General features: G+C 65.5%; 22 protein-coding genes. 6 read left to right on the forward strand and 16 right to left on the reverse strand.

Annotation, left to right across the window (positions count from 1 at the left end; translation table 11 throughout):
* Positions 1-9 precede the first annotated feature (9 nt).
* From flgH to motA, 14 genes are all read right to left on the reverse strand, one after another.
* On the reverse strand, positions 10-717 hold the full coding sequence (gene flgH, locus ABIA40_RS22125) for a flagellar basal body L-ring protein FlgH (protein WP_404543246.1): 708 nt from the start codon (positions 715-717) through the stop codon (positions 10-12).
* Complete coding sequence (locus tag ABIA40_RS22130) at positions 718-1,464, reverse strand: MotE family protein (RefSeq protein WP_404543247.1); 747 nt, start codon at positions 1,462-1,464, stop codon at positions 718-720.
* 67 nt (positions 1,465-1,531) lie between these two features.
* On the reverse strand, positions 1,532-2,662 hold the full coding sequence (flgI, locus tag ABIA40_RS22135) for a flagellar basal body P-ring protein FlgI (protein ID WP_404543248.1): 1,131 nt from the start codon (positions 2,660-2,662) through the stop codon (positions 1,532-1,534).
* Entirely contained in the window at positions 2,659-3,135 is a 477-nt protein-coding gene (gene flgA / locus ABIA40_RS22140; RefSeq protein ID WP_198399648.1) for a flagellar basal body P-ring formation chaperone FlgA, read from the reverse strand. Before flgA ends, flgI begins: the two co-directional genes overlap by 4 nt.
* A 13-nt stretch (positions 3,136-3,148) precedes the next feature.
* Positions 3,149-3,937 carry a flagellar basal-body rod protein FlgG gene (flgG, locus tag ABIA40_RS22145; RefSeq protein ID WP_036006992.1) on the reverse strand — a complete coding sequence of 263 codons (789 nt, stop codon included), beginning with the start codon at positions 3,935-3,937 and terminating at the stop codon, positions 3,149-3,151.
* Between the two features lie 18 nt (positions 3,938-3,955).
* The gene (locus ABIA40_RS22150) at positions 3,956-4,285 is read right to left on the reverse strand and encodes a flagellar hook-basal body complex protein FliE (protein ID WP_036037689.1); all 330 of its coding nucleotides are present in this window, start codon (positions 4,283-4,285) and stop codon (positions 3,956-3,958) included.
* Between the two features lie 2 nt (positions 4,286-4,287).
* Positions 4,288-4,704: a flagellar basal body rod protein FlgC gene (flgC, locus tag ABIA40_RS22155; RefSeq protein ID WP_036006988.1), complete on the reverse strand. Its 417-nt coding sequence runs from the start codon at positions 4,702-4,704 to the stop codon at positions 4,288-4,290.
* 11 nt (positions 4,705-4,715) lie between these two features.
* Positions 4,716-5,117: a flagellar basal body rod protein FlgB gene (flgB, locus tag ABIA40_RS22160; protein WP_404543251.1), complete on the reverse strand. Its 402-nt coding sequence runs from the start codon at positions 5,115-5,117 to the stop codon at positions 4,716-4,718.
* Positions 5,118-5,181: 64 nt separating this feature from the next.
* Positions 5,182-6,267 (reverse strand): flagellar biosynthesis protein FlhB, encoded by a 1,086-nt coding sequence (gene flhB, locus ABIA40_RS22165; protein WP_404543252.1) that lies wholly within the window; start codon positions 6,265-6,267, stop codon positions 5,182-5,184.
* Between the two features lie 13 nt (positions 6,268-6,280).
* A complete protein-coding gene (locus tag ABIA40_RS22170) occupies positions 6,281-7,321 on the reverse strand; it encodes a flagellar motor switch protein FliG (protein WP_157281925.1) in 1,041 nt (346 codons plus the stop codon).
* Positions 7,322-7,323: 2 nt separating this feature from the next.
* Entirely contained in the window at positions 7,324-7,698 is a 375-nt protein-coding gene (gene fliN / locus ABIA40_RS22175) for a flagellar motor switch protein FliN (protein WP_057030117.1), read from the reverse strand.
* A gap of 76 nt (positions 7,699-7,774) precedes the next feature.
* Positions 7,775-8,080 carry a hypothetical protein gene (locus ABIA40_RS22180; protein WP_036037681.1) on the reverse strand — a complete coding sequence of 102 codons (306 nt, stop codon included), beginning with the start codon at positions 8,078-8,080 and terminating at the stop codon, positions 7,775-7,777.
* Complete coding sequence (locus tag ABIA40_RS22185) at positions 8,061-9,002, reverse strand: flagellar motor switch protein FliM (protein ID WP_275497123.1); 942 nt, start codon at positions 9,000-9,002, stop codon at positions 8,061-8,063. The genes ABIA40_RS22180 and ABIA40_RS22185 overlap by 20 nt, the downstream gene beginning before the upstream one ends.
* Entirely contained in the window at positions 8,999-9,895 is an 897-nt protein-coding gene (motA, locus tag ABIA40_RS22190) for a flagellar motor stator protein MotA (RefSeq protein WP_404543254.1), read from the reverse strand. Before motA ends, ABIA40_RS22185 begins: the two co-directional genes overlap by 4 nt.
* Positions 9,896-10,036: 141 nt before the next feature.
* Between motA and ABIA40_RS22195 the strand changes: the two genes are divergently transcribed.
* The 5 genes from ABIA40_RS22195 (at position 10,037) to ABIA40_RS22215 (ending at position 16,357) form a co-directional block, all read left to right on the forward strand.
* A complete protein-coding gene (locus tag ABIA40_RS22195) occupies positions 10,037-10,825 on the forward strand; it encodes a DUF1217 domain-containing protein (protein WP_275497125.1) in 789 nt (262 codons plus the stop codon).
* Between the two features lie 3 nt (positions 10,826-10,828).
* Complete coding sequence (gene flgF, locus ABIA40_RS22200) at positions 10,829-11,557, forward strand: flagellar basal-body rod protein FlgF (RefSeq protein ID WP_404543255.1); 729 nt, start codon at positions 10,829-10,831, stop codon at positions 11,555-11,557.
* A 40-nt stretch (positions 11,558-11,597) separates the two neighbouring features.
* The gene (fliI, locus tag ABIA40_RS22205) at positions 11,598-12,923 is read left to right on the forward strand and encodes a flagellar protein export ATPase FliI (protein WP_404543256.1); all 1,326 of its coding nucleotides are present in this window, start codon (positions 11,598-11,600) and stop codon (positions 12,921-12,923) included.
* 809 nt (positions 12,924-13,732) lie between these two features.
* Positions 13,733-14,368, forward strand: coding sequence for a MarR family winged helix-turn-helix transcriptional regulator (locus ABIA40_RS22210; protein WP_157281942.1), 636 nt, complete (start codon positions 13,733-13,735; stop codon positions 14,366-14,368).
* Between the two features lie 924 nt (positions 14,369-15,292).
* Positions 15,293-16,357, forward strand: coding sequence for a ketopantoate reductase family protein (locus tag ABIA40_RS22215; protein WP_036006955.1), 1,065 nt, complete (start codon positions 15,293-15,295; stop codon positions 16,355-16,357).
* A gap of 27 nt (positions 16,358-16,384) precedes the next feature.
* Here ABIA40_RS22215 and ABIA40_RS22220 read toward each other — a convergent pair whose 3' ends face one another.
* Both ABIA40_RS22220 and ABIA40_RS22225 read right to left on the reverse strand, forming a co-directional pair.
* The gene (locus ABIA40_RS22220) at positions 16,385-16,969 is read right to left on the reverse strand and encodes a LysE family translocator (RefSeq protein ID WP_404543257.1); all 585 of its coding nucleotides are present in this window, start codon (positions 16,967-16,969) and stop codon (positions 16,385-16,387) included.
* A complete protein-coding gene (locus tag ABIA40_RS22225; protein ID WP_404543258.1) occupies positions 16,966-17,091 on the reverse strand; it encodes a hypothetical protein in 126 nt (41 codons plus the stop codon). Before ABIA40_RS22225 ends, ABIA40_RS22220 begins: the two co-directional genes overlap by 4 nt.
* 118 nt (positions 17,092-17,209) lie before the next feature.
* Between ABIA40_RS22225 and ABIA40_RS22230 the strand changes: the two genes are divergently transcribed.
* Positions 17,210-18,724 (forward strand): helicase HerA domain-containing protein, encoded by a 1,515-nt coding sequence (locus ABIA40_RS22230; protein ID WP_404543259.1) that lies wholly within the window; start codon positions 17,210-17,212, stop codon positions 18,722-18,724.
* Positions 18,725-18,755 lie beyond the last annotated feature (31 nt).

An 18,755-nucleotide genomic window follows, 5' to 3' on the forward strand; every position in this document is an offset into this window, starting at 1 on the left:
ACGCCGGTCTCAGAATGGTGCCACGGCGTCATAGATCCGGTGTCCCCACCCAGGCTGCTGCACGTCCGACAGATTTCCGCGCCCGCCGTAGGACACGCGCGCCTCGGCGATCTTGTCGTAGGAGATGGTGTTGGCCCGCGAGATGTCACGCGGACGCACGATGCCGCCGACCTTGAGCACGCGCATCTCCGTGTTGACGCGAAATTCCTGCGAGCCGCTGATCATCATGTTGCCGTTCGGCAGCACGTCGGTGACGATGGCCGCGATCGAGAGCCTGATGTCCTCGGTGCGGTCGATCTGGCCGTTGCCCTTGATCTGGGTATTGGTGCTGAGATTGGCGTTGGCCGAACCCGTGTCGTTCCATCCAGCGATGTCCATCAGCCAGTCGAGCCCGAACTTGACCTGCGAATCGCGCGAGCGGCCGGTCTTGTTGTCGAGCTTGGCCTTGTCCTGCATCGAGATGATCACGGTCACGACGTCGCCGGTGCGGCGGGCGCGGGGATCGCGGTAGAGATCGGTGCCGTCGTCCCAGGTCGAGCGGTAGCTGACCGGCGTGCGCATGCGCGGCGTCACCGGGATCGGATCGGCCTGCATCCGCAGGCCGCTGCCGACGGGCGACATCTGCGGACCGGTCAGGACTTCGGCCGGATCATGGAAGCAGCCGGCCAGAAATACGGACGCCGCGAGCAGCGAGAGGATGAGGATCGGCCTGTTCATCTATTTGCTCTTTCCGTCGTCCACGCGACGCATGCCGCCGAGCAGGTTTGCGAGGTGCGCCGCGCGTGCCGTGTCCATCTCGTTGAAGATCGCGCTCGAGCTGCGCGGGCTGAGCTTGGCGAGCACGGCGGCGGCGGTCTCGTCGGCCATGCCGGCGATCTGCGTCGCCGCAGCTTCGGGCTTCATGCGCGAATAGATCTCGACGACGCTTGCTTCGGCCTTCTTCAAGAAGTCGTCGCGCAGCGCCATCCACTTCTCGTATTCGGCGCGCTTGGCCTCGACCTCGGCGATGCGCTCGCGCAGCAGGCTCTCGGCCTTCTCGAGCTCCTTGAGCTGCCAGGCCAGCCTGGCGTCGACGGCGGGATCGGCGACGTTGCTGCAGAACAGCGCGATTTCGTTGTCGGGAGCCGGCGCAGCCTGTGGCGGTGCAGGCTTCGGCGGCGCCGTGACGCTGCCAGGCTTGGCCGGACGGGCAGGCGCCGGTGTCTCCGGCACCGCGCCGGTGATAACGGCGCCCGACTCCTCGGCCGCCCATGCCGTGGCCCGGACCGACGCATTGTCGCCAGGTGTCGCGGTGGCCGGCGGCTGCGGCTTCTGCGGTCCGCCCGCGCGGGCGCGGGCGAAGGAGAGCAGGTTGAGCGGTTTCGACGGCTTGGCCTCGTCCAAGGCGAGCGCGGGCGAGGCGCTCGCGAGCATTGCTACCGCGGCCAGCAGGAGGAGTTTGCCTTTGTGATCCAGCTTCAGCATCGGGCCGCGTGCGATTCTCGCTTCAGACCTGAGCATTGAGCGACCAAGCTTGCACGACGCTTGCGCATCATTGCACGATGACGTCGGCCTGGAGCGCGCCTGCCGTCTTGATCGCCTGCAGGATCGCGATGATCCCCGATGGCTTCAGGCCAATCTGGTTCAGCCCGCGCACCAAGCGCTGGAGATCGACCCCGCTCAGGATCGCCACCTGCGATCCGGCCTCGTTGGCTTCGACCACCGTCTGCGGGACGACCACCGTCTGTCCTCGCGAGAACGGCGCCGGCTGCGACACCACCGGCATCTCCGTGACGCGAACCGTCAGATTGCCGTGGGTCACGGCGGCGGTCGATATCCGCACGTCGCGCCCGATCACGACCGTGCCGGTGCGTTCGTTGATCACGACCCGCGCCGGCGTATCCGGCTCGACCACCAATTCGCCGATCTCGGCGAGGAAGCGGACAGGGCCGACATGACGCGGCTTCGACAGCACGATGGTGCGGTAGTCGCGCTCGAAGGCGATCTGCGCGCGGTAGCGACCGCCGGCGTAGCGGTTGACAGCGTCGAGGATGCGCGTTGCGGTGACGAAGTCCGGGTTCTTCAGCTGTAGCACCAGGAACTCCATCTCGTGGAGGCTTCCCTGCACCTCGCGTTCGACCAGCGCACCGTTCGGGATGCGCCCGGCCGTCGGCGTGCCCTGGCTGACGTTCTGCGCCTGGCCTCCGACGCTGTAGCCGGCAACCGTGATCGCGCCCTGTGCCACCCCATAGACGGCGCCGTCCGCCGCGCGCAGCGACGTCATCACCAATGTGCCGCCGAGCAGCGACGTCGCATCGCCGAGCGAGGACACGGTGACGTCCATGCGCTCGCCGGGCCCGATCGAAGGCGGAAGGTCCGCCGTCACCATCACGGCTGCGACGTTGCGCGTGCGCAGCGTGGTTGGACGCGGGGGATTGTTGGTGCTCGTGGTCTCGTTCCTGACGTTGATGCCCATGTTCTCGAGCATCGACTGCAGGGACTGTTCGGTGAACGGCGCGTTGCGCAGCGTGTCGCCGGTGCCGTTGAGGCCGATGACGAGGCCGTAACCGACGATCTGATTCTCGCGCAGACCCTTGATGTCCGCGATGTCCTTGATGCGGACGGCGGCCTGGGCGCTGGCGGCCGACACCAGCAGTATGAGCGCAAGCAGGAGCCTGGTCATGACCCGTCCATGACCTTGACGCTGCCGTCCGGCTGGACGACGCCCCTGATGATCACGCCGGTATCCGTATTGCGCACGGGGATCAGCGCGCCGGCCGCCCCCGACTGCATGGCCGAGCCGTAAGTGACGATGGAGAGGCCACTGTCCTCGACCACGACCTTGACCATGGCGCCGCGCGCGACGGTCCAGGGGTCCTCCACCGCATTGGTTGGAATGGGCTGGCCCGGCAACAGCGCGCGCCGCGCCATGCGGCCGACCAGGATCTGACGCGCCTCGATGAACATGGCGACGCCGAGCAGGCTCGGCGCGAAGGCGCGCTCGGTGATCATCTCCTCGCGGATCAGCTCGCCGGCGCGGATCGAGACGGCCGGCACGGGAAGCCGCTTCTCCTCGGCTGCGGCGGCCCGCGCCGCGGCGAGAACCAGCAGCACGGCGGCCAACCCGCGCACGATCAGGCCCACCCTGTTCAACATCGAGACACCGGAACTAGCGCATGCCCTTCGAGACCGTCTGGGCCATTTCATCCGAGGCCTGGATGACCTTGGCATTCATTTCGTAGGCACGCTGTGCCGAGATCAACTCGGTGATTTCCTTGACCGGGTCGACGTTCGAGGCTTCGAGCCATTTCTGGTTGATCTTGCCATAACCGGCATCGCCCGGCAGACCGACGACCGGCGTGCCGGACGCCGTGGTCTCCTTGTAGAGATTGCTGCCCAGCGGCTCGAGACCCGCTTCGTTGGCGAAGTTGGCGAGGTTGAGCTGGCCAATCTGCCGCGGATTCACTTCCGTGTCGAGCTTGGCAAACACCTGGCCGGTCTGGTTGACCGTGACCTCGACCGTCCCCTGCGGGATGGTGATCGCGGGATCCAGCAGGTAACCGTCGATCGTGACCAGCTGAGCGTTGGCGTTGACGTTGAACGAGCCCGCACGGGTGTATTGCACCTCGTTGTTGGGGCCGAGCACCTGAAACCAGCCACGTCCGTTGATCGCGAGATCATAGGGATTGCCGGTCTGCGTCAGCGCGCCCTGGATGTGCAGCTTGCGGATCGCCGCGGACTTGACGCCGAGGCCGAGATTGGCACCTTCCGGAATCGGCGAGGAGCCGTTGGTATTCGCGACGCCCTGCATGCGGTCCATCTGGTAGAACAGATCGGTGAACTCCGCGCGCGCCCGTTTGTAGGAGGTCGAGTTGATATTGGCGATGTTGTTCGCGATGACTTCGATGTTGGTCTGCTGGGCGTTCATGCCCGTGGCCGCAATGGCGAGCGATTTCACTGGTCCCACTCCTTCAGATCAAATCGACATCCGAACGACTTCCTGGTAGGCCTGGACGACCTTGTCGCGCACCGCGACCGCCGTCTGCAGGGCCTGCTCGGCCGACATCAGGGCCTCCACGACGCGGCGCGTCGATTCCTTGCCCTGCATTGCCGAGATCGATGCCGCCTCGCCCGCCTTCAGCGTCCCGATCGCATCCGACGTCACCTGCTTCATCACCGATTCGAAGCCGACGTCGTCACTGGTCTGGATCGCGGTGGTCGCCGCCGGCGAGACGGCCTGCGTCTCGGTCGCACGGCCCGCGGCTTGCCCTGCGGAAATCGCGGTGGATGAAATCGCCTCAAGCATGGTCAGCTCCTCAAGAGATCGATGGTCATGCCGAGCATGGACCTCACCTGCTTCACAACCTGGAGATTGGCCTCATAGGAGCGGTTGACCTCCCGCATGTCGGCCATCTCGATCATCATGTTCACGTTCGGCAGCTTGACGTAGCCGGCCTTGTCGGCGGCGGGATGCCCCGGATCGTACTCCACCCGGTAAGGCGTGGTGTCGACCCCGATCTCCTTGACCTTCGCGAGCTGTGCGCCGGAGGCGCGATCCATCGCCGCATCGAAGGTGATGGTCTTGCGCTGATACGGATCGGCGCCGGCGGCGCGCCCCGTCGAGGTGGCGTTCGCGAGGTTTTCCGAGACGATGCGCATGCGCGTCGACTGCGCTTCGAGCCCGGAGCTTGCGACCGTCAGCGAGGCACTCAATGAGTCCAGCATGTCAATTCACCTCAGGCCTTTGCACTCGACAGCACCATGCGGTGAAACGACCGCACGATCGCCGCGTTCATCGAATAGTCGCGATTGACGTCGTTGCCCTTGATCATTTCCTGTTCGAGGCTGACGGAGTTGCCGGAGTGAACCACTTCCCAGCTGTCCTTCTTCGCGGTCGCCCGCGTGTCGGTCTCGGCTGCGGCCAATTGCATGTGGGACGGCGACGTCGTCGCAAGCCTCACCGGCATGCCGTCGAGCACCTTGTTGAACGGCTCGACGTCGCGCGCCCGAAAGCCCGGCGTGTTGGCGTTGGCGACGTTGGTGGCGATGGTCGACTGACGCAGCTCGAGATAGCGCGCCTGCGACGATGCGAATTCGAAGAGATAAAGCGGTCCCACGACGGCCCCATTCTGATCCATTCGGGACGAGCCTAGGGCGTTAAGCTTTCGTCAAGCTGTTGCGCGAAGCATCATCCTCGGAAATCTATCGGACGTTCTCGGGCCGCGGCGCCTGCTTGGATTGGAGGAAGTAGATGATCTCGGCAACGGGCCGGAAGAATTCCGCCGGAATCACCTGATCGACCTGGACTGCCTCGTAGAGCGCGCGCGCCAGCGCCTTGTTTTCGATGACGGGGATTCGGTTCTGCTCGGCAATCTCGCGGATCTTCAGCGCGATCACGTCCATGCCCTTGGCCACGACCAGCGGCGCGGCGTTTTCCTCACGCTTGTAGCGCAGCGCGATCGCGAAGTGCGTCGGGTTGGCAATCACCAGCGTCGCGCGCGAGGCCGCGGCGATCATGCGTTGGCGCGACCGGTCGCGCGCCAGCGAGCGCAGACGCGCCTTGATCAGGGGATCGCCTTCCGCCTGCTTGTGCTCGTCCTTGATCTCCTGCTTGGTCATGCGCAGCTCGCGCCGCCAGTGGAAGCGCGCCCAAGCGAGATCGATCGCCACCAGGACGATGGTGGCGATGCAGATCGCCGAGACGATTCGCATCGCGATGTTGAGGATCATCTCCGGCAGCGCGACCGGGTCGGTGTACATGGCCTCGAACGCCCTCGCTTCGGACGCGCGCAGCACGAAGGCGACCACCGCGGTCACCGCGGCGAGCTTGAACAGCGACTTGGCGAACTCGATCAGGCCCTGCGTCCCGAACAACCGCTTCCAACCGCTGACTGGAGAGATTCGCGACAAGTCAGGCTTGATCCGCTCGAGCACCAGGCGCGGCGCGTTCTGCAGCAGCGAGGCGGCGAGCCCGAACACCACCAGGATGACCACCAACGGCACCAGGAACCGCAGTGCCTGCAGGCCGACCACGGTGAGCAGGTTCTGCGCGTCCGCACCGGTCGAGAGCGGAAAGCCCTCGGGATCGTCGAGCAGGCTCTTCAGCGTCGGCGTCAATTGCTGCACGCCCTGGCCGATCAGGAACGCCTGGATCACCATCAGCGCGGCCATCGAGGCGAAAATGGAGGCCTCCCGAGAGACCGGAATCTTGCCCTGTTCGAGCGCATCGCGGACTTTCTTCTCGGTCGGCTCTTCTGTCTTGCTCTCCTGATCGGATGTTTCTGCCATGCCCGTTCAGCGGTCAGCGGAAGACCAGCTCATCCTCCTGCTCGGGGTTGAGCTCGATTTCGCCCTTCTCCGCCAGCTCGAGCGCAAGGTCGGTGATCACGCGTCGCGCCTCCAGCACGTCGCGCTGGTTGGACGGCTCGCCGATGGCGAGCTCGTGCTCGACGACGCGCCGGACGCGCGAGGCGACCGAGGACAGGATCAGCTCGCGGAAATGCTTGTCGGTGCCCTTCAGCGCCACGACGATGCGATCGGTCGGCACCTGGTCGAAGATCATGGTGCGCGCCTTCGGTGTCAGGTTGACGACGTCGTCGAAGGTGAACAGCAGCTCCTTCAGCACTTCGGCCGATTTCGGCCGCTTCTCCGACAGGCTCTTCAGCATGTCCTCGATGTGGCCGCGTTCCATCTTGTTGATGATGTCGGCGACGCGGGCGTAGGTGTCGGCGCCGAGGTTGCGGGCGAAATTCAATGTCAGGTCCTCGTGCAGCGTCTTCTCGATGATGCGCATGGCGTCGTCGACGATCGGCTTGAGGCTCAGAACGCGCCGCATCAGCTCGTTGCGCAGGCTCGAAGGCAGCTGGCTCATGACCTTGGCGGCGCAGGCCGGCTTGACCTTGGACAGGATCAGCGCCGCGGTCTGCGGATGCTCCTTGGAAAGGTAGCTCGCCAGCGAGTTTTCCGAGACCGAGGAGACGCGGTCCCACACCGACCGGCTCGAATTGCCGAGCAGATCGGACATGATCTGCGAGACCTGGTCGGCCGGCAGCACGTCGCCGAGCACGGCCTCCAGACCGCCGAGCGTGCCGAGGATGTTCGCGCCCATCGAGAACTGCTGGGCGAACTCCTCGACGATCCCCTCGAGTTCCTGCGCGGTGATCGGCCGCAGCTCCGCCGCCGCCTTGGTGACGATGCGGATCTCCTGCGGCTCGAACTGCTGCAGCACGCTCGCCGCCGCCTGCCGGCCCATGGCCAGCAGGAGCGCGGCGACCTTTTCCGTGCCGCCCAGCGTGGTAACGCCTCGCTGCTTGACGGGAGCGATGCCGACCGGTGCCGCCATGGTCAGGTATCACCCTGCCCCAGCGGCCCCACGATCTCCGTCAGCGAGACGCCGAAGCGGGAATTGTCCTCTTCGACGACGACCACCTCGCCACGGGCGACGATGCGGCCGTTGACGACGACGTCGACGGGTTCGCCGACCCGGTGATCGAGCGGAACCACCGCGCCGCGTCCGAGCTTCATCAGGTTCGCCACCGGAATGGTCGCCGATCCCAGCACCACCTGCATGGTGACGGGAATGCGCAAGATAGCGTCGACGTTGGCGAACTTGCCAGTCTCCTCGGCGGTGCGCTGGGCGATCTCGGCCAGGCGTTCCAGCGGAGAGGTCTCGGCCTCGGTCGATGCAGATGCAGGCTCATAGTCGAAGGATTGCGCCATTTGGTATCGCCTCTTGGTACTTCCGCTGCCGGAGCGCCGCGGCGTTCCGGCCGTATTGTTCTGCCGGTGCCGGCTTTCAGTGCTTGTTCAGCTCGGCGGTCGCCGCGGGTGCGAGCCCGCTGCGCGCATCGAGCGCCGCGATCGCCTCGTGAGCCTGGTCGATCTTCGTGCTCAGCACGTTGGCGAGGCGTCCGAGATTCGCGGTCGAATCGTGCGCCGCGGTGATGACCGTGTCGAAGGCGCCCGCGGTCTCGTGCATGATGGTGGAGAACTCGCCCTGATAGCTGCGCAGCCGCGCCAGCTCGCGGTGCATCCTCGTCACCCGCATGCTGGTGAAGGCGAGCGCAGCCAGCAGCACGATATCAACGAGATAGGATATCATCGACGAACTCCCGCTTCTGATCGACGGGATCTGCCACCTGCATGGCGTAATAGCCGTCGAGCTGGCCGATCTGACACCAGAACAACACCTGATTGTTGCTTTCGAGACGGGCCAGCGTGCGCGGCGTGGCCTCGAGCTCGAGCACCTGCCCGACCTCGAACTTCACGACGTCGCCGAGCGTCACCATCTTCTCGTCGAGCACGGCGCTGAGCGTCACCTCGGTCCGCTGCACCTCGCTTTCCATCTGCTCGCGCCAGCGTGGGTCGGCGGCGCGACCGTCGCTGACGACCACGTGAGCGAGCTTCTGGCGCAGCGGATTGAGCGCGGAGTGCGGAATAATGAGGAACATCTGGCCGCCGCGATAGAGCGCCTGCAGCATGATGTTCGCGCAGATCGACATGTTGCCGCTCCGCCCGATCGCGAGCGAGGCCATCGCAGTCTCGACCCGCTCGACGCGGAAGGTCACGTTCGACGTGCCGGCGAAGGCGGATTGCAGCGCCTTGGCGAACCGTTCGAACAGCGCCTGGACCAGGCGGAGCTCGATGTTGGAGAACGCGCGCTCGACGTCGAGCGGCGGCTCGGCGCCGTCGGATCCGAACATCGCTTCGACCATCGTGAACACGAAGTCACGGTCCAGCATGATGATGACGCGGGAGTCCCATTGCTCGGCATAGAGCACCGCCGCGACCGCGTTGGCCTCGTAGTCCTTGATGATATCGCCGACACGGTCGTTGGTGATGCCGTTGACAGAGAAATAGCAGGGCGTTCCGGCCATCGGCTGCAGGCTGTCGGTGCACGATGCCGCCATGCGATCGAAGATCACATTGAGCATCGGCATACGCTCGATCGATATGCCGGCAGCGTCCAGCAGGTAGTTCGGCAGCTGCTTGCGCTGGTCGACCTCGGTGTCTTCCATCATCATGCGCGCGCCGCCTTGGGTTCAGCGTCGGCAACGACGGCCTTGGGACCTGCGATCGTCTCGTTCTCGACGACGTCGATCGAGGGACGCTCGCTGCTGGAGATCATCTTGCGACCGTGCTCGACGGCGATCTGCGGCATGGCACCGTTCATGAATGCCAGCAGCGTCTGCTTGACGATGATGTAGGGCCGACACTTCTTCTCGCGCGTCATCTTGATCTTGATCGCGAAGGGCGAAAGCACGCCATAGGACAGGAAGATGCCTGCGAAGGTGCCTACCAGGGCTGCACCGATAAAGCCGCCCAATAGCTTCGGAGACTGGTCGAGCGCGCCCATCGCCTTGATGACGCCAAGCACGGCGGCGACGATGCCGAGCGCCGGCAGCGCCTCGGACACCGTCACCAGTGCATGATAGGGCGCCAGCTTGCCTTTCACGATGGTATGAATCTCCTCGTCCATCAGCGCCTCGATCTCGTGCGTGCGCGCATTGCCCATGATGATGAGGCGGACGTAGTCGCAGATGAACTGGAGCAGCGAGGGATCTCCGAGCACGCTGGGAAACGCCTTGAAGATCTCCGAGGACGAGGGATCGTCGATATGCGCCTCCACTTCGTTGCGGCCCTTGCCCCGCAGCTCACGCATCAAGGCGTGCAGCGCGCCGAGCAGGTCGAGGTAATAGCGCTGTCCAGGCACCGCGTTGGTGATGGCCTGCATGCAGGCGACGCCCGTGTCCACCACCGTCTTCCATGGATTCGCCACGATGAAGGTGCCGACCGCGGTTCCCATGATGATCACGAACTCCCACGGCTGCATGAGCACGGCCAGATGCCCGCCCATGGCGGCAAAGCCGCCGAGCAGCGCCGCTACCGTGATGAAAATCCCCACGAAACTGCCCAACGCGCCGCTCCATCGCCGATCCCACCTGGAATACCTAGTCGGCGACGCTTGCGCGAAGCTGGCTTCGAGGTCGCCAGCCCCGCGCAAGCAATTGGCGGCAGCTTGAAGCGGGTCGCACCGGCGGCCAGAGGGGCGCGTTTCATGCTATCCACCATCGCGGACTACACCAGGCTGACCAAGGACATGGGCAAGTCGCTGACGCAAGTCGCGAAGCAGCCGGATGTCAGCCGCGAGACCGACTACTTCCTGAGCCATATCGGCAAAGTGAAGACTATCGACGATTTCCTGAAGGACTATCGTCTCTATTCCTACGCGATGAAGGCCTATGGCCTCAGCGACATGACGTACGCCAAGGCGTTCATGCGCAAGGTGCTGACCGAGGGTGTCGCGAGCAAGGACGCCTTCGCCAACAAGCTGACCGACACCCGCTACCGGCAATTCGCGACCGCCTTCAATTTCGCCGCACTCGGCGACAAGGCGACCCAGAGCGCCGCGGCCACGACCGGCACCGCGACCCAATACGTCACGCAGACGATGGAGGAGAAGGCCGGCGATCAGAACGAAGGCCTGCGTTTGGCGCTGTATTTCACCCGCAAGGCTTCCACGATCACGACCGCCTACCAGATCCTGGCCGACAAGGCGCTGACGCAGGTGGTGCAAACCGCGCTCGGCCTTCCGTCGACGATCAGCGCGGCCAATATCGATGCCCAGGCCAAGATGATCGCCGACAAGATCAAGCTCACCGACTTCCAGGATCCGGCCAAGGTCACCAAGTTCGTGCAGCGCTTTGCGGCGATGTGGGATGCGACCCAGGCCCGGAACGACAGCTCGACCAATCCCGCGCTGGTCCTGATCGCCGGCGCCGCGACGTCGGTCAGCATGGATACCAACGTGCTCACGACGCTTCAGAACATCAAGTTCAACAGGTAAGTCATGCAATCGGCTCTCTATGTGGGATTGTCGGCGCAGGTCGCCCTCGAAAAGCGCCTCCAGACGATCGCCAACAACGTCGCCAACGTCAACACGGCGGCGTTCCGCACCGACGTGGTGAAGTTCGAGACCGTGCTGTCCAAGGCGGGTCCGACGCCGGTGGCGTTCTCCTCGCCCGGCGACAACATCATCTCGCGAGAGATGGGCAACATCACCGAGAGCGGCAACCCGCTCGACGTCGCCGTGGTCGGCCAGGGCTGGATCGCCTTCGCCGGTCCGAACGGCACGGTCTACACGCGCGACGGCCGGCTCCAGATCGCCCCCAACGGCGATCTTCAGACCGTGAGCGGCTTTCCGATCGTCGATTCCGGCGGCGCGCAGATCACGCTCGACCCGAACGGCGGACCGATCTCGATCGCGCGCAGCGGCGCGATCATCCAGGACAACAACGAGATCGGCACCATCGGCCTGTTCAGCATTCCGGCCGACGCCAATCTCGAACGCTACGGCAATTCAGGCGTGACGCCCGACCGGCCAGCGACTGCCATCGCGGACTTCTCCCGGGACGGCTTCAAGCAGGGATATGTCGAAGGCTCCGGCGCCAATCCGATGCTCGAACTGACGCGGCTGATCTCGGCCTCGCGCGCCTTCGAGGGTACCAACTCGATGATCGAGGGCACCGAGAGCTCGCTGCAGAACGCGATCCGGACCCTCGGCGAACCCGGCAAGTAGATTGCGCGCCAAGCGCGCAGGATGAGGTTGGACGGTTTCCTTGAACGCTCTTCGGCAACTCGAGTGGGCGCTGCTGGAGCTTCAGCAGAGCACTCCCCTGGCAAGCGTCAGTGGCGCGATCTCCGAGATCGCGCCGACGCATTTCCGCGTCTCCGGCCTGTCCCGCTTCGTCAGGCTCGGCGAGCTTATCGGCGTCAATTGCGGCGGTAAGCGCCAGATCGGCGAGGTGGTGCGGATCGACAGCGACGGCATCATCGCCAAGCCGTTCGACCGGCAGTTCGCGGGCGGGCTCGGCTCGGTCGCCTCCCGCATGCCGCCGCTGTCCTTTGCGCCCGATCCGAGCTGGAAGGGCCGCGTCATCAACGCTCTCGGCGCGCCGCTGGACGGACAGGGGCCGCTCACGCAAGGGTCGCAGGCGGTCTCGGCGGAGGCGGAGGCGCCGTCGGCCATGAAGCGTGCGCGCGTGCACAAGCCGCTGCGCACCGGCGTGCGCGTCATCGACCTGTTCGCGCCGGTCTGCGCCGGCCAGCGCGTCGGCATCTTTGCCGGATCGGGCGTCGGCAAATCGACGCTGCTCGCGATGCTCGCCCGCAGCCAGGGCTTCGACACCGTCGTGCTGGCCCTGGTCGGTGAGCGCGGCCGCGAGGTGCGCGAGTTCATCGAGGACGTGCTGGGCAACGACCGTCATCGCGCTGTCACAATCGTCTCGACGGGCGACGAAAGCCCGATGATGCGGCGACTGGCGCCGAAGACGGCGATGGCGGTGGCCGAATATTTCCGCGACCGCGGCGAATCGGTCCTGCTGATGGTGGATTCGATCACCCGTTTTGCCCACGCCGCCCGCGAGGTCGCGCTCGCCGCCGGCGAGCCCGCGGTGGCGCGCGGCTACGCGCCGACGGTCTTCACCGATCTGCCGCGCCTGCTCGAGCGCGCCGGTCCGGGCGAGGAGGGATCCGGCACCATCACCGGGATCTTCTCCGTGCTGGTCGATGGCGACGATCACAACGAGCCGATCGCCGACACCATCCGCGGCACGCTCGATGGGCACATCGTGCTCTCAAGGCACATCGCCGACCAGGCGCGCTATCCGGCCGTCGACGTTCTGGCCTCGGTCTCCCGCCTCGCCCACAACGTCTGGGACCCCGAGGAGCGCGAACTGGTGAGCAAGCTGCGCGCCATGATCGCAAAATACGAGGACACGCGCGACCTTCGCCTGATGGGCGGCTATCAGCCGGGACGTGATTCGGGCCTCGACCAGGCGGTCGAGATGGTTCCGCGAATCTACAACGCGATGCGACAGGGCGCGTCGGCTCCGCCGAGCGCCGATCCGTTCCGCGAGCTTCGGGACATGCTCAAGGGCGACTGACGGGTGGAGAGGGTGAGGCGCCGTCCGCCCTGCCCGTGGTTTTCGACAAGAGATTGCGCATGTCGCTACGCTTCCAGCGCATGCGCGGCACACAGGCAGACCGATCTTCGTCGCGAGCGAATTCGCCGTTCGGGTGTGCACGAGCTGGCAAGCGCTGTGCAAGCGATCGAAGAGTCTATTCTGCAAGCACGACGGGAACAACCGCCGCGTGCAATTCCAATGAGTTCCCTCGACGATTCCGCGGCAGAACGCACAAGTTGTGGATGACGTGCCGCCAAACGTCATCGTGATGCACAAGCTTCGATCAGTTTGCATCAACGCAAGACAACAACGCGCGTGCAATCAAACTCTCACAATATCGAGTGCATATTACTCGCCGCGCCATGTATTGCGTTCACCATCATGTGTCCCGAACAACGAGATTGCCCTTGAACGTTACATTCGCCTGCGACGACATCCAGCCTGTGAGAGGGTCTCTACTTGATTTTGTTGAGAAGCTCATCCATCGTTTTGGTTGAGTATAAGAAACGTCTGCTTGTGACTTGAACTTTGGGGGCTTCGGTTGAGCTACTCCGTTCCACGGTTTGCCGGCGACGGCAACCCGAGCTCCCGCGCGACGACCACGCTGTTGGCATGTCATCAGCGATACGGCTTCTCGCTGCGGACGATGCGACGCTCATCGGCCGAGGTCGGGCGCGGTGCGATCCGCGCCATTGTGCGAGAGTTCGACAGGGCATGCTCGTCTGACACTCAGGGCGCAAAGCGGCTTCGGGACGCCGCAGACGAAGTTCCGGGGACGAGGTAGATTCATGCCATTGGCGCGGGAAGCCGTCGAGCTGCTGGTTCAGGCGGCGCGGGCTTGGTATTTCGAGGGCAATCAGCATGGATTGCGCGATCGGGAATGGATGGCGCTGCGCTTTCTCGGGCGCGCCAACAGGTTTTCGCGCACGCCGTCCGCACTGGCCGGCTTCATCGGCGCCACACGCGCGACGGCGTCGCAGATCGTGAAGACTCTGGAGAGCAAGTCGTTCCTGGTGCGAAAGCCGTCGCATGAGGACAAGCGTTCCGTCGTCCTCCACGTCACGTCCCAGGGTGAGAAGTGCCTGAACCAGCACGACCCGATCAATCACGTGGTCAACGCGGTGACGTCGCTCGGGACCGAGGAGTGCATCAGGCTGCGCGACTCTCTCCGCGAGATCCTCAATCACCTCGATGCAGCCCATCAGCGGCTCGAAGCGAGCATCTGCCGGGACTGCATGTTTCTCGCAGAGCGCGGCCCGGCTACCTCCAAGGGACGCGGAAACGCCGAATTCATGTGCCGGCTCTATCGTGCTCCGATCTCGCTCGAGGAGACCGAGCTGCTCTGCACCAGCTTCGAGCGCACCCGTGACCGCCCCAAGATCGAGCAGCATCTCGACCGCGACCGCATGGCGAGCCAGGGCTGAGGCTGCCAAGAAGCGGCGCTCCATCAATATCGTATGAGGTCGCATGGTCATTCACCAACTCTCGTGTCAGCCTGCAGACATGCCTTCGCATCCCCGCGGCTGATTTCGCCCGAGCTTTGCTTCGTCTCGCCGCCCTCATCGGCAAGAGGGCGCAGGGAAGACCGGGTGCTGACCTCGCACCCGCGGTCTGCTGCGCAAAACGCACACGCAGAAAACCGCACAGCAGCATACAGGTGGTGCCAATCACTCGGCCTTCCCTGCGCGATGGTCGGACGGCTTATGCCGTGCTCTCCCGGGAGCCGAGTTCCTTCGGGCCTCCCTCGCGCTCGCGGAATTCACCGGCGCCCGCGCCGGTTGACGCGACTACCGCCTCCGCAAGAGCTTGACCGTAGCAACGACGGCCAGGACCACACGGTTTTGCCGTACGCACGGCCCGCCATTTCGCCGCAGTATTCCCTGGCACCGTCGACAGCGCCGGAAACTTGCAAGACGAGACGAGACCTAGCAGCGCCGTTCGTCCGCGCGCGGTTTCGAGCTCACCGGGGACTACCCTCCCTGCCCGCTACCCTTCGCGCCCGACGCTGCCGCGTCCACCGCAAGCCCGGCTCGCGACAATGACGACCTCATGATCGCCCCTCGAGATTGAGCCGGGATAGACGACACATACGCCATTTCCGAATTTCGGTAAAGCGGAATATTTTTGCCTGACCGGGTTGACGGCGGGCGAAACAGGCACGGTCGCGCAGCCGCCCTGGAGCGCAAGTCGCAAAGCGCGAGACGTCGGGCAGGCCGCGCTAAGCCTGGCAGCCTTGTATGCATTATCCCAGTTGCCATCCCCCCGCAGTTCGCTTTACATGCCGCCAAGTCGCCCCGCGGATGACGGCCGGGGCCGCAAAAATCACACAGATTTCCAGGGGACGGAGCATGGCGCGCAACATATTGATTCTTGGGGCTTCTTACGGCTCCCTGCTGGGCACGAAGCTGCTGATGGCCGGGCACAACGTGACCCTGGTCTGCCGCGCCAAGACCGCGGAGCTGATCAACCGCGACGGTACCGAGGTGCGCATCAAGCTGCGCGACGAGGCGGTGCACCGGGCGATCTTCTCCCGCAACCTCCCTGGCAAGCTCGACGCGGTGACGCCGGCCAATGTCGACCTCTCCCGCTACGATCTGGTCGGCCTCGCGATGCAGGAGCCGCAATACACCAACCACACGGTGCGCGTCCTCATGGTCAAGATTGCCGCGGCGAAGCTGCCGTGCCTGTCGATCATGAACATGCCGCCCCTGCCCTATCTGAAGCGGATTCCGGCACTCGCCGACATGGATCTCGAGGAGGCCTACACCAATGCGCAGGTGTGGGAGCGGTTTGAGCCCGGGCTGGTGACGCTGTGCTCGCCCGACCCGCAGGCCTTCCGGCCGCCGGAAGAGGCCGCCAACGTGCTGCATGTCGGCCTGCCCACTAACTTCAAGGCGTCGGTCTTCGCCGACGAGAAGCACAACAAGCTGCTGCGCGAGCTGGAGGCCGACATCGACGCGGTGACGCTCGACGGCCACGACGTGCCGGTGAAGCTGAAAGTGTTCGATTCCCTGTTCGTGCCGCTGGCGAAATGGTCGATGCTGCTGACCGGCAATTACCGCTGCATCACGCCGAACGAGCCGCAGTCGATCCGCGACGCCGTGCACGGCGATCTCAATCGTTCGCAGACGATCTACGACCATGTCGATGCGATCGCGCGCCGCCTCGGCGCCGATCCGCAGGACCAGGTGCCGTTCGCGAAATACGCCAAGGCCGCGGAGAGCCTGCTCAAGCCGTCATCGGCCGCGCGCGCGGTCGCGAGCGGCGCCCCCTTCATCGAGCGTGTCGACCTGCTCGTGAAGCTGATCTCGCATCAGCTCGGCGTACCCAACGCCGAGATCGACCGCACCGTCGACACCGTGGACCAGAAGCTGAACGAGAAGATCGTGCAGGGCGGCTCCGGCGCGCAGTAGCGCGGCGCGCCCCGGCAACGCCGGCGCTCAGGCAACCAGGAAGGATTGCAGCCAGATCAGCCCGGTCACCGCGACCAGCGTGACCGCGCCGGTGCGCGTGACGAGGTCAGGGCGCCCGAGGCGACGGGCGCCACGTCCGAGCGTTGCGCCGAGAATGATCCACGCCGCGCCGGCGGTGAGAATCTGAAGCGCGATCACGCCGAGCCACGGCAGCAGTTCGAGCGGTCCGGCCCCGAGCGGCAGCAGCAGGAACGCGAAGACCAGTGCTTTCGGGTTGAGCAGCGTCGTCAGCAGCACCTGACCGAACGTCACCGCAGCGCCGCCGCGCAGCTCGCGCGTGTTGACGCGCCAGAGCATGACCGCAAGGCACAGGATGTAGATGGTCACGGCGACGCGGAGCAGCAGCGCCGCAATCGGGATGTCGCTGATGATTGGACCGAGCGCCAGCCGCAGCACCGCGATCGCCAGCAGATAGCCGCACAGTTCCGCCGCGAGCAGATGAAGGGAGCGCGAGATGCCCGCTCCCGCCCCCGATGTCGCCAGCAGGGTGTTGGTCGGCCCCGGCACCGCCAGCAGGAAATAGGTCGCCGTGAAGAAGGTCAGAAAGGTCATACGGCCGGATAGCAGGTCTCGGGCCGGTCGATCTTGATCTGCGTCATTTCGGGCCGAGCGATGGCGGTCTGCACCATCTTCCCCAAGCCGGCGCCGTTCGGCACCGGGTTCCTGCCGCGCACGGCGGAGCTTTCCGGTTTTGGCGTGGGCAACACCGCCTGATTCGCGCCGGAGCGCTCGACGCGCCGCGGCTGGATTGATAAGCCGCTGTCCGCGAATGACGGACTTTGAGTCGGGGACATGACGGTTGCGATCGAGATGGGGCAGACCACGGCAGGCGCCGCGGCCGCCATGGACCTCGAGGAACTGCTGGCGACCCGTCTCCTGGTGCAGGGCAATTCGGGCTCCGGCAAGTCGCATCTCTTGCGGCGGCTGCTGGAGCAGAGCGCGCCCTGGGTGCAGCAGGCCATCATCGATCCCGAGGGCGACTTCGTCACGCTGGCCGAGCGCTTCGGCCATCTGGTGATCGAGGCCGAGGATCACACCGAGCGCGGCCTCCAGGTCGCGGGCGAGCGCGCACGGCTGCATCGCGTCTCCACCGTGCTCAATCTCGAAGGTCTCGATGCCGAGAACCAGATGCGGCGCGCGGCTGCGTTCCTTGGCGGGATGTTCGACGTCGACCGCGATCATTGGTACCCGATGCTCGTCGTCGTCGACGAAGCGCAGCTGTTTGCGCCGGCGGTGGCGGGCGAAGTCTCGGACGAAGCACGCAAGCTCTCGCTCGGCGCCATGACCAATCTGATGTGCCGCGGCCGCAAGCGCGGGCTTGCCGGCATCATCGCGACCCAGCGCCTGGCCAAGCTCGCCAAGAACGTCGCGGCGGAAGCCTCGAACTTCCTGATGGGGCGGACCTTCCTCGACATCGACATGGCGCGCGCCGCCGACCTGCTCGGCATGGAGCGGCGGCAGGCGGAAGCCTTCCGCGATCTCGAGCGCGGCCAGTTCATGGCGCTGGGGCCTGCGCTGTCGCGCCGGCCGCTGCGCCTCAACATCGGCCCGACCGAGACCAGCCCGCGCAATTCGACGCCGCGGCTGATGCCGCTGCCGGAGGCTACGCTTGAAGATGCCCGCGCGGTTATCCTCGCCGCACCGCCGCCCGATGCCAGCCGGCCGCAGCGACGGCCGGCACCGGATCTGCTCGAGCAGCTTCGCGCGGCGAAGGCCGCCGCGCTGCCGGAGATTCGGCTAGAGGCGGTCGAGGCTCCCGTCAGTGCCGAAGAGCTCGCCGAGCGGCGCGAGCGCGTGGATCGCACGCTGCGTGCCGTGATGGCCGAGCCCGATGCCGGCTTCCGCGCCATCGGCGTGCTCTATCAGGAGTTCGTGGTCCGCTGCCGCATCGAGGGCTTAGGGGCGGCGGTGCCCGATCTCAACGAATTCCGGCGCATGCTGACGCATGCGCGCGCCGGGCTCGGGACAGATCTGACTGACGACGACGCCTGGCAGGACGTGGCGCTGCGCGCCTCGATCCTGCCCGATGACATGCAGGGCGTGTTCATGATGATCGCGCGCGCGGCGAAGGAAGGCTGGCCCTGCCCCGGCGATGCCGCAATCGCCCGCGCCTACGGCTCGCACTCGCTGCGCCGCGCACAGCGCCTGCTCGGCTACATGGAGGAGCAGGGCCTGATCGTCGTCCAGCTCGACGGCGGCGGCCGCCGGATCGTGACGCTGGTGGAGCTCGCCTGGGCGACCGCGCCGGGCGATCCCAACGGAGATGATCAGCCAGCGGAGCAGGTCGCGAGCGCGGCGTCGGCTTGATTGGTACTACGAATGAGATGCGCTCCCTCTC

Origin of the sequence: Bradyrhizobium sp. USDA 223, from assembly GCF_044909005.1 — a bacterium.
In the GTDB taxonomy this organism is placed as follows: Bacteria; Pseudomonadota; Alphaproteobacteria; order Rhizobiales; family Xanthobacteraceae; genus Bradyrhizobium; species Bradyrhizobium yuanmingense.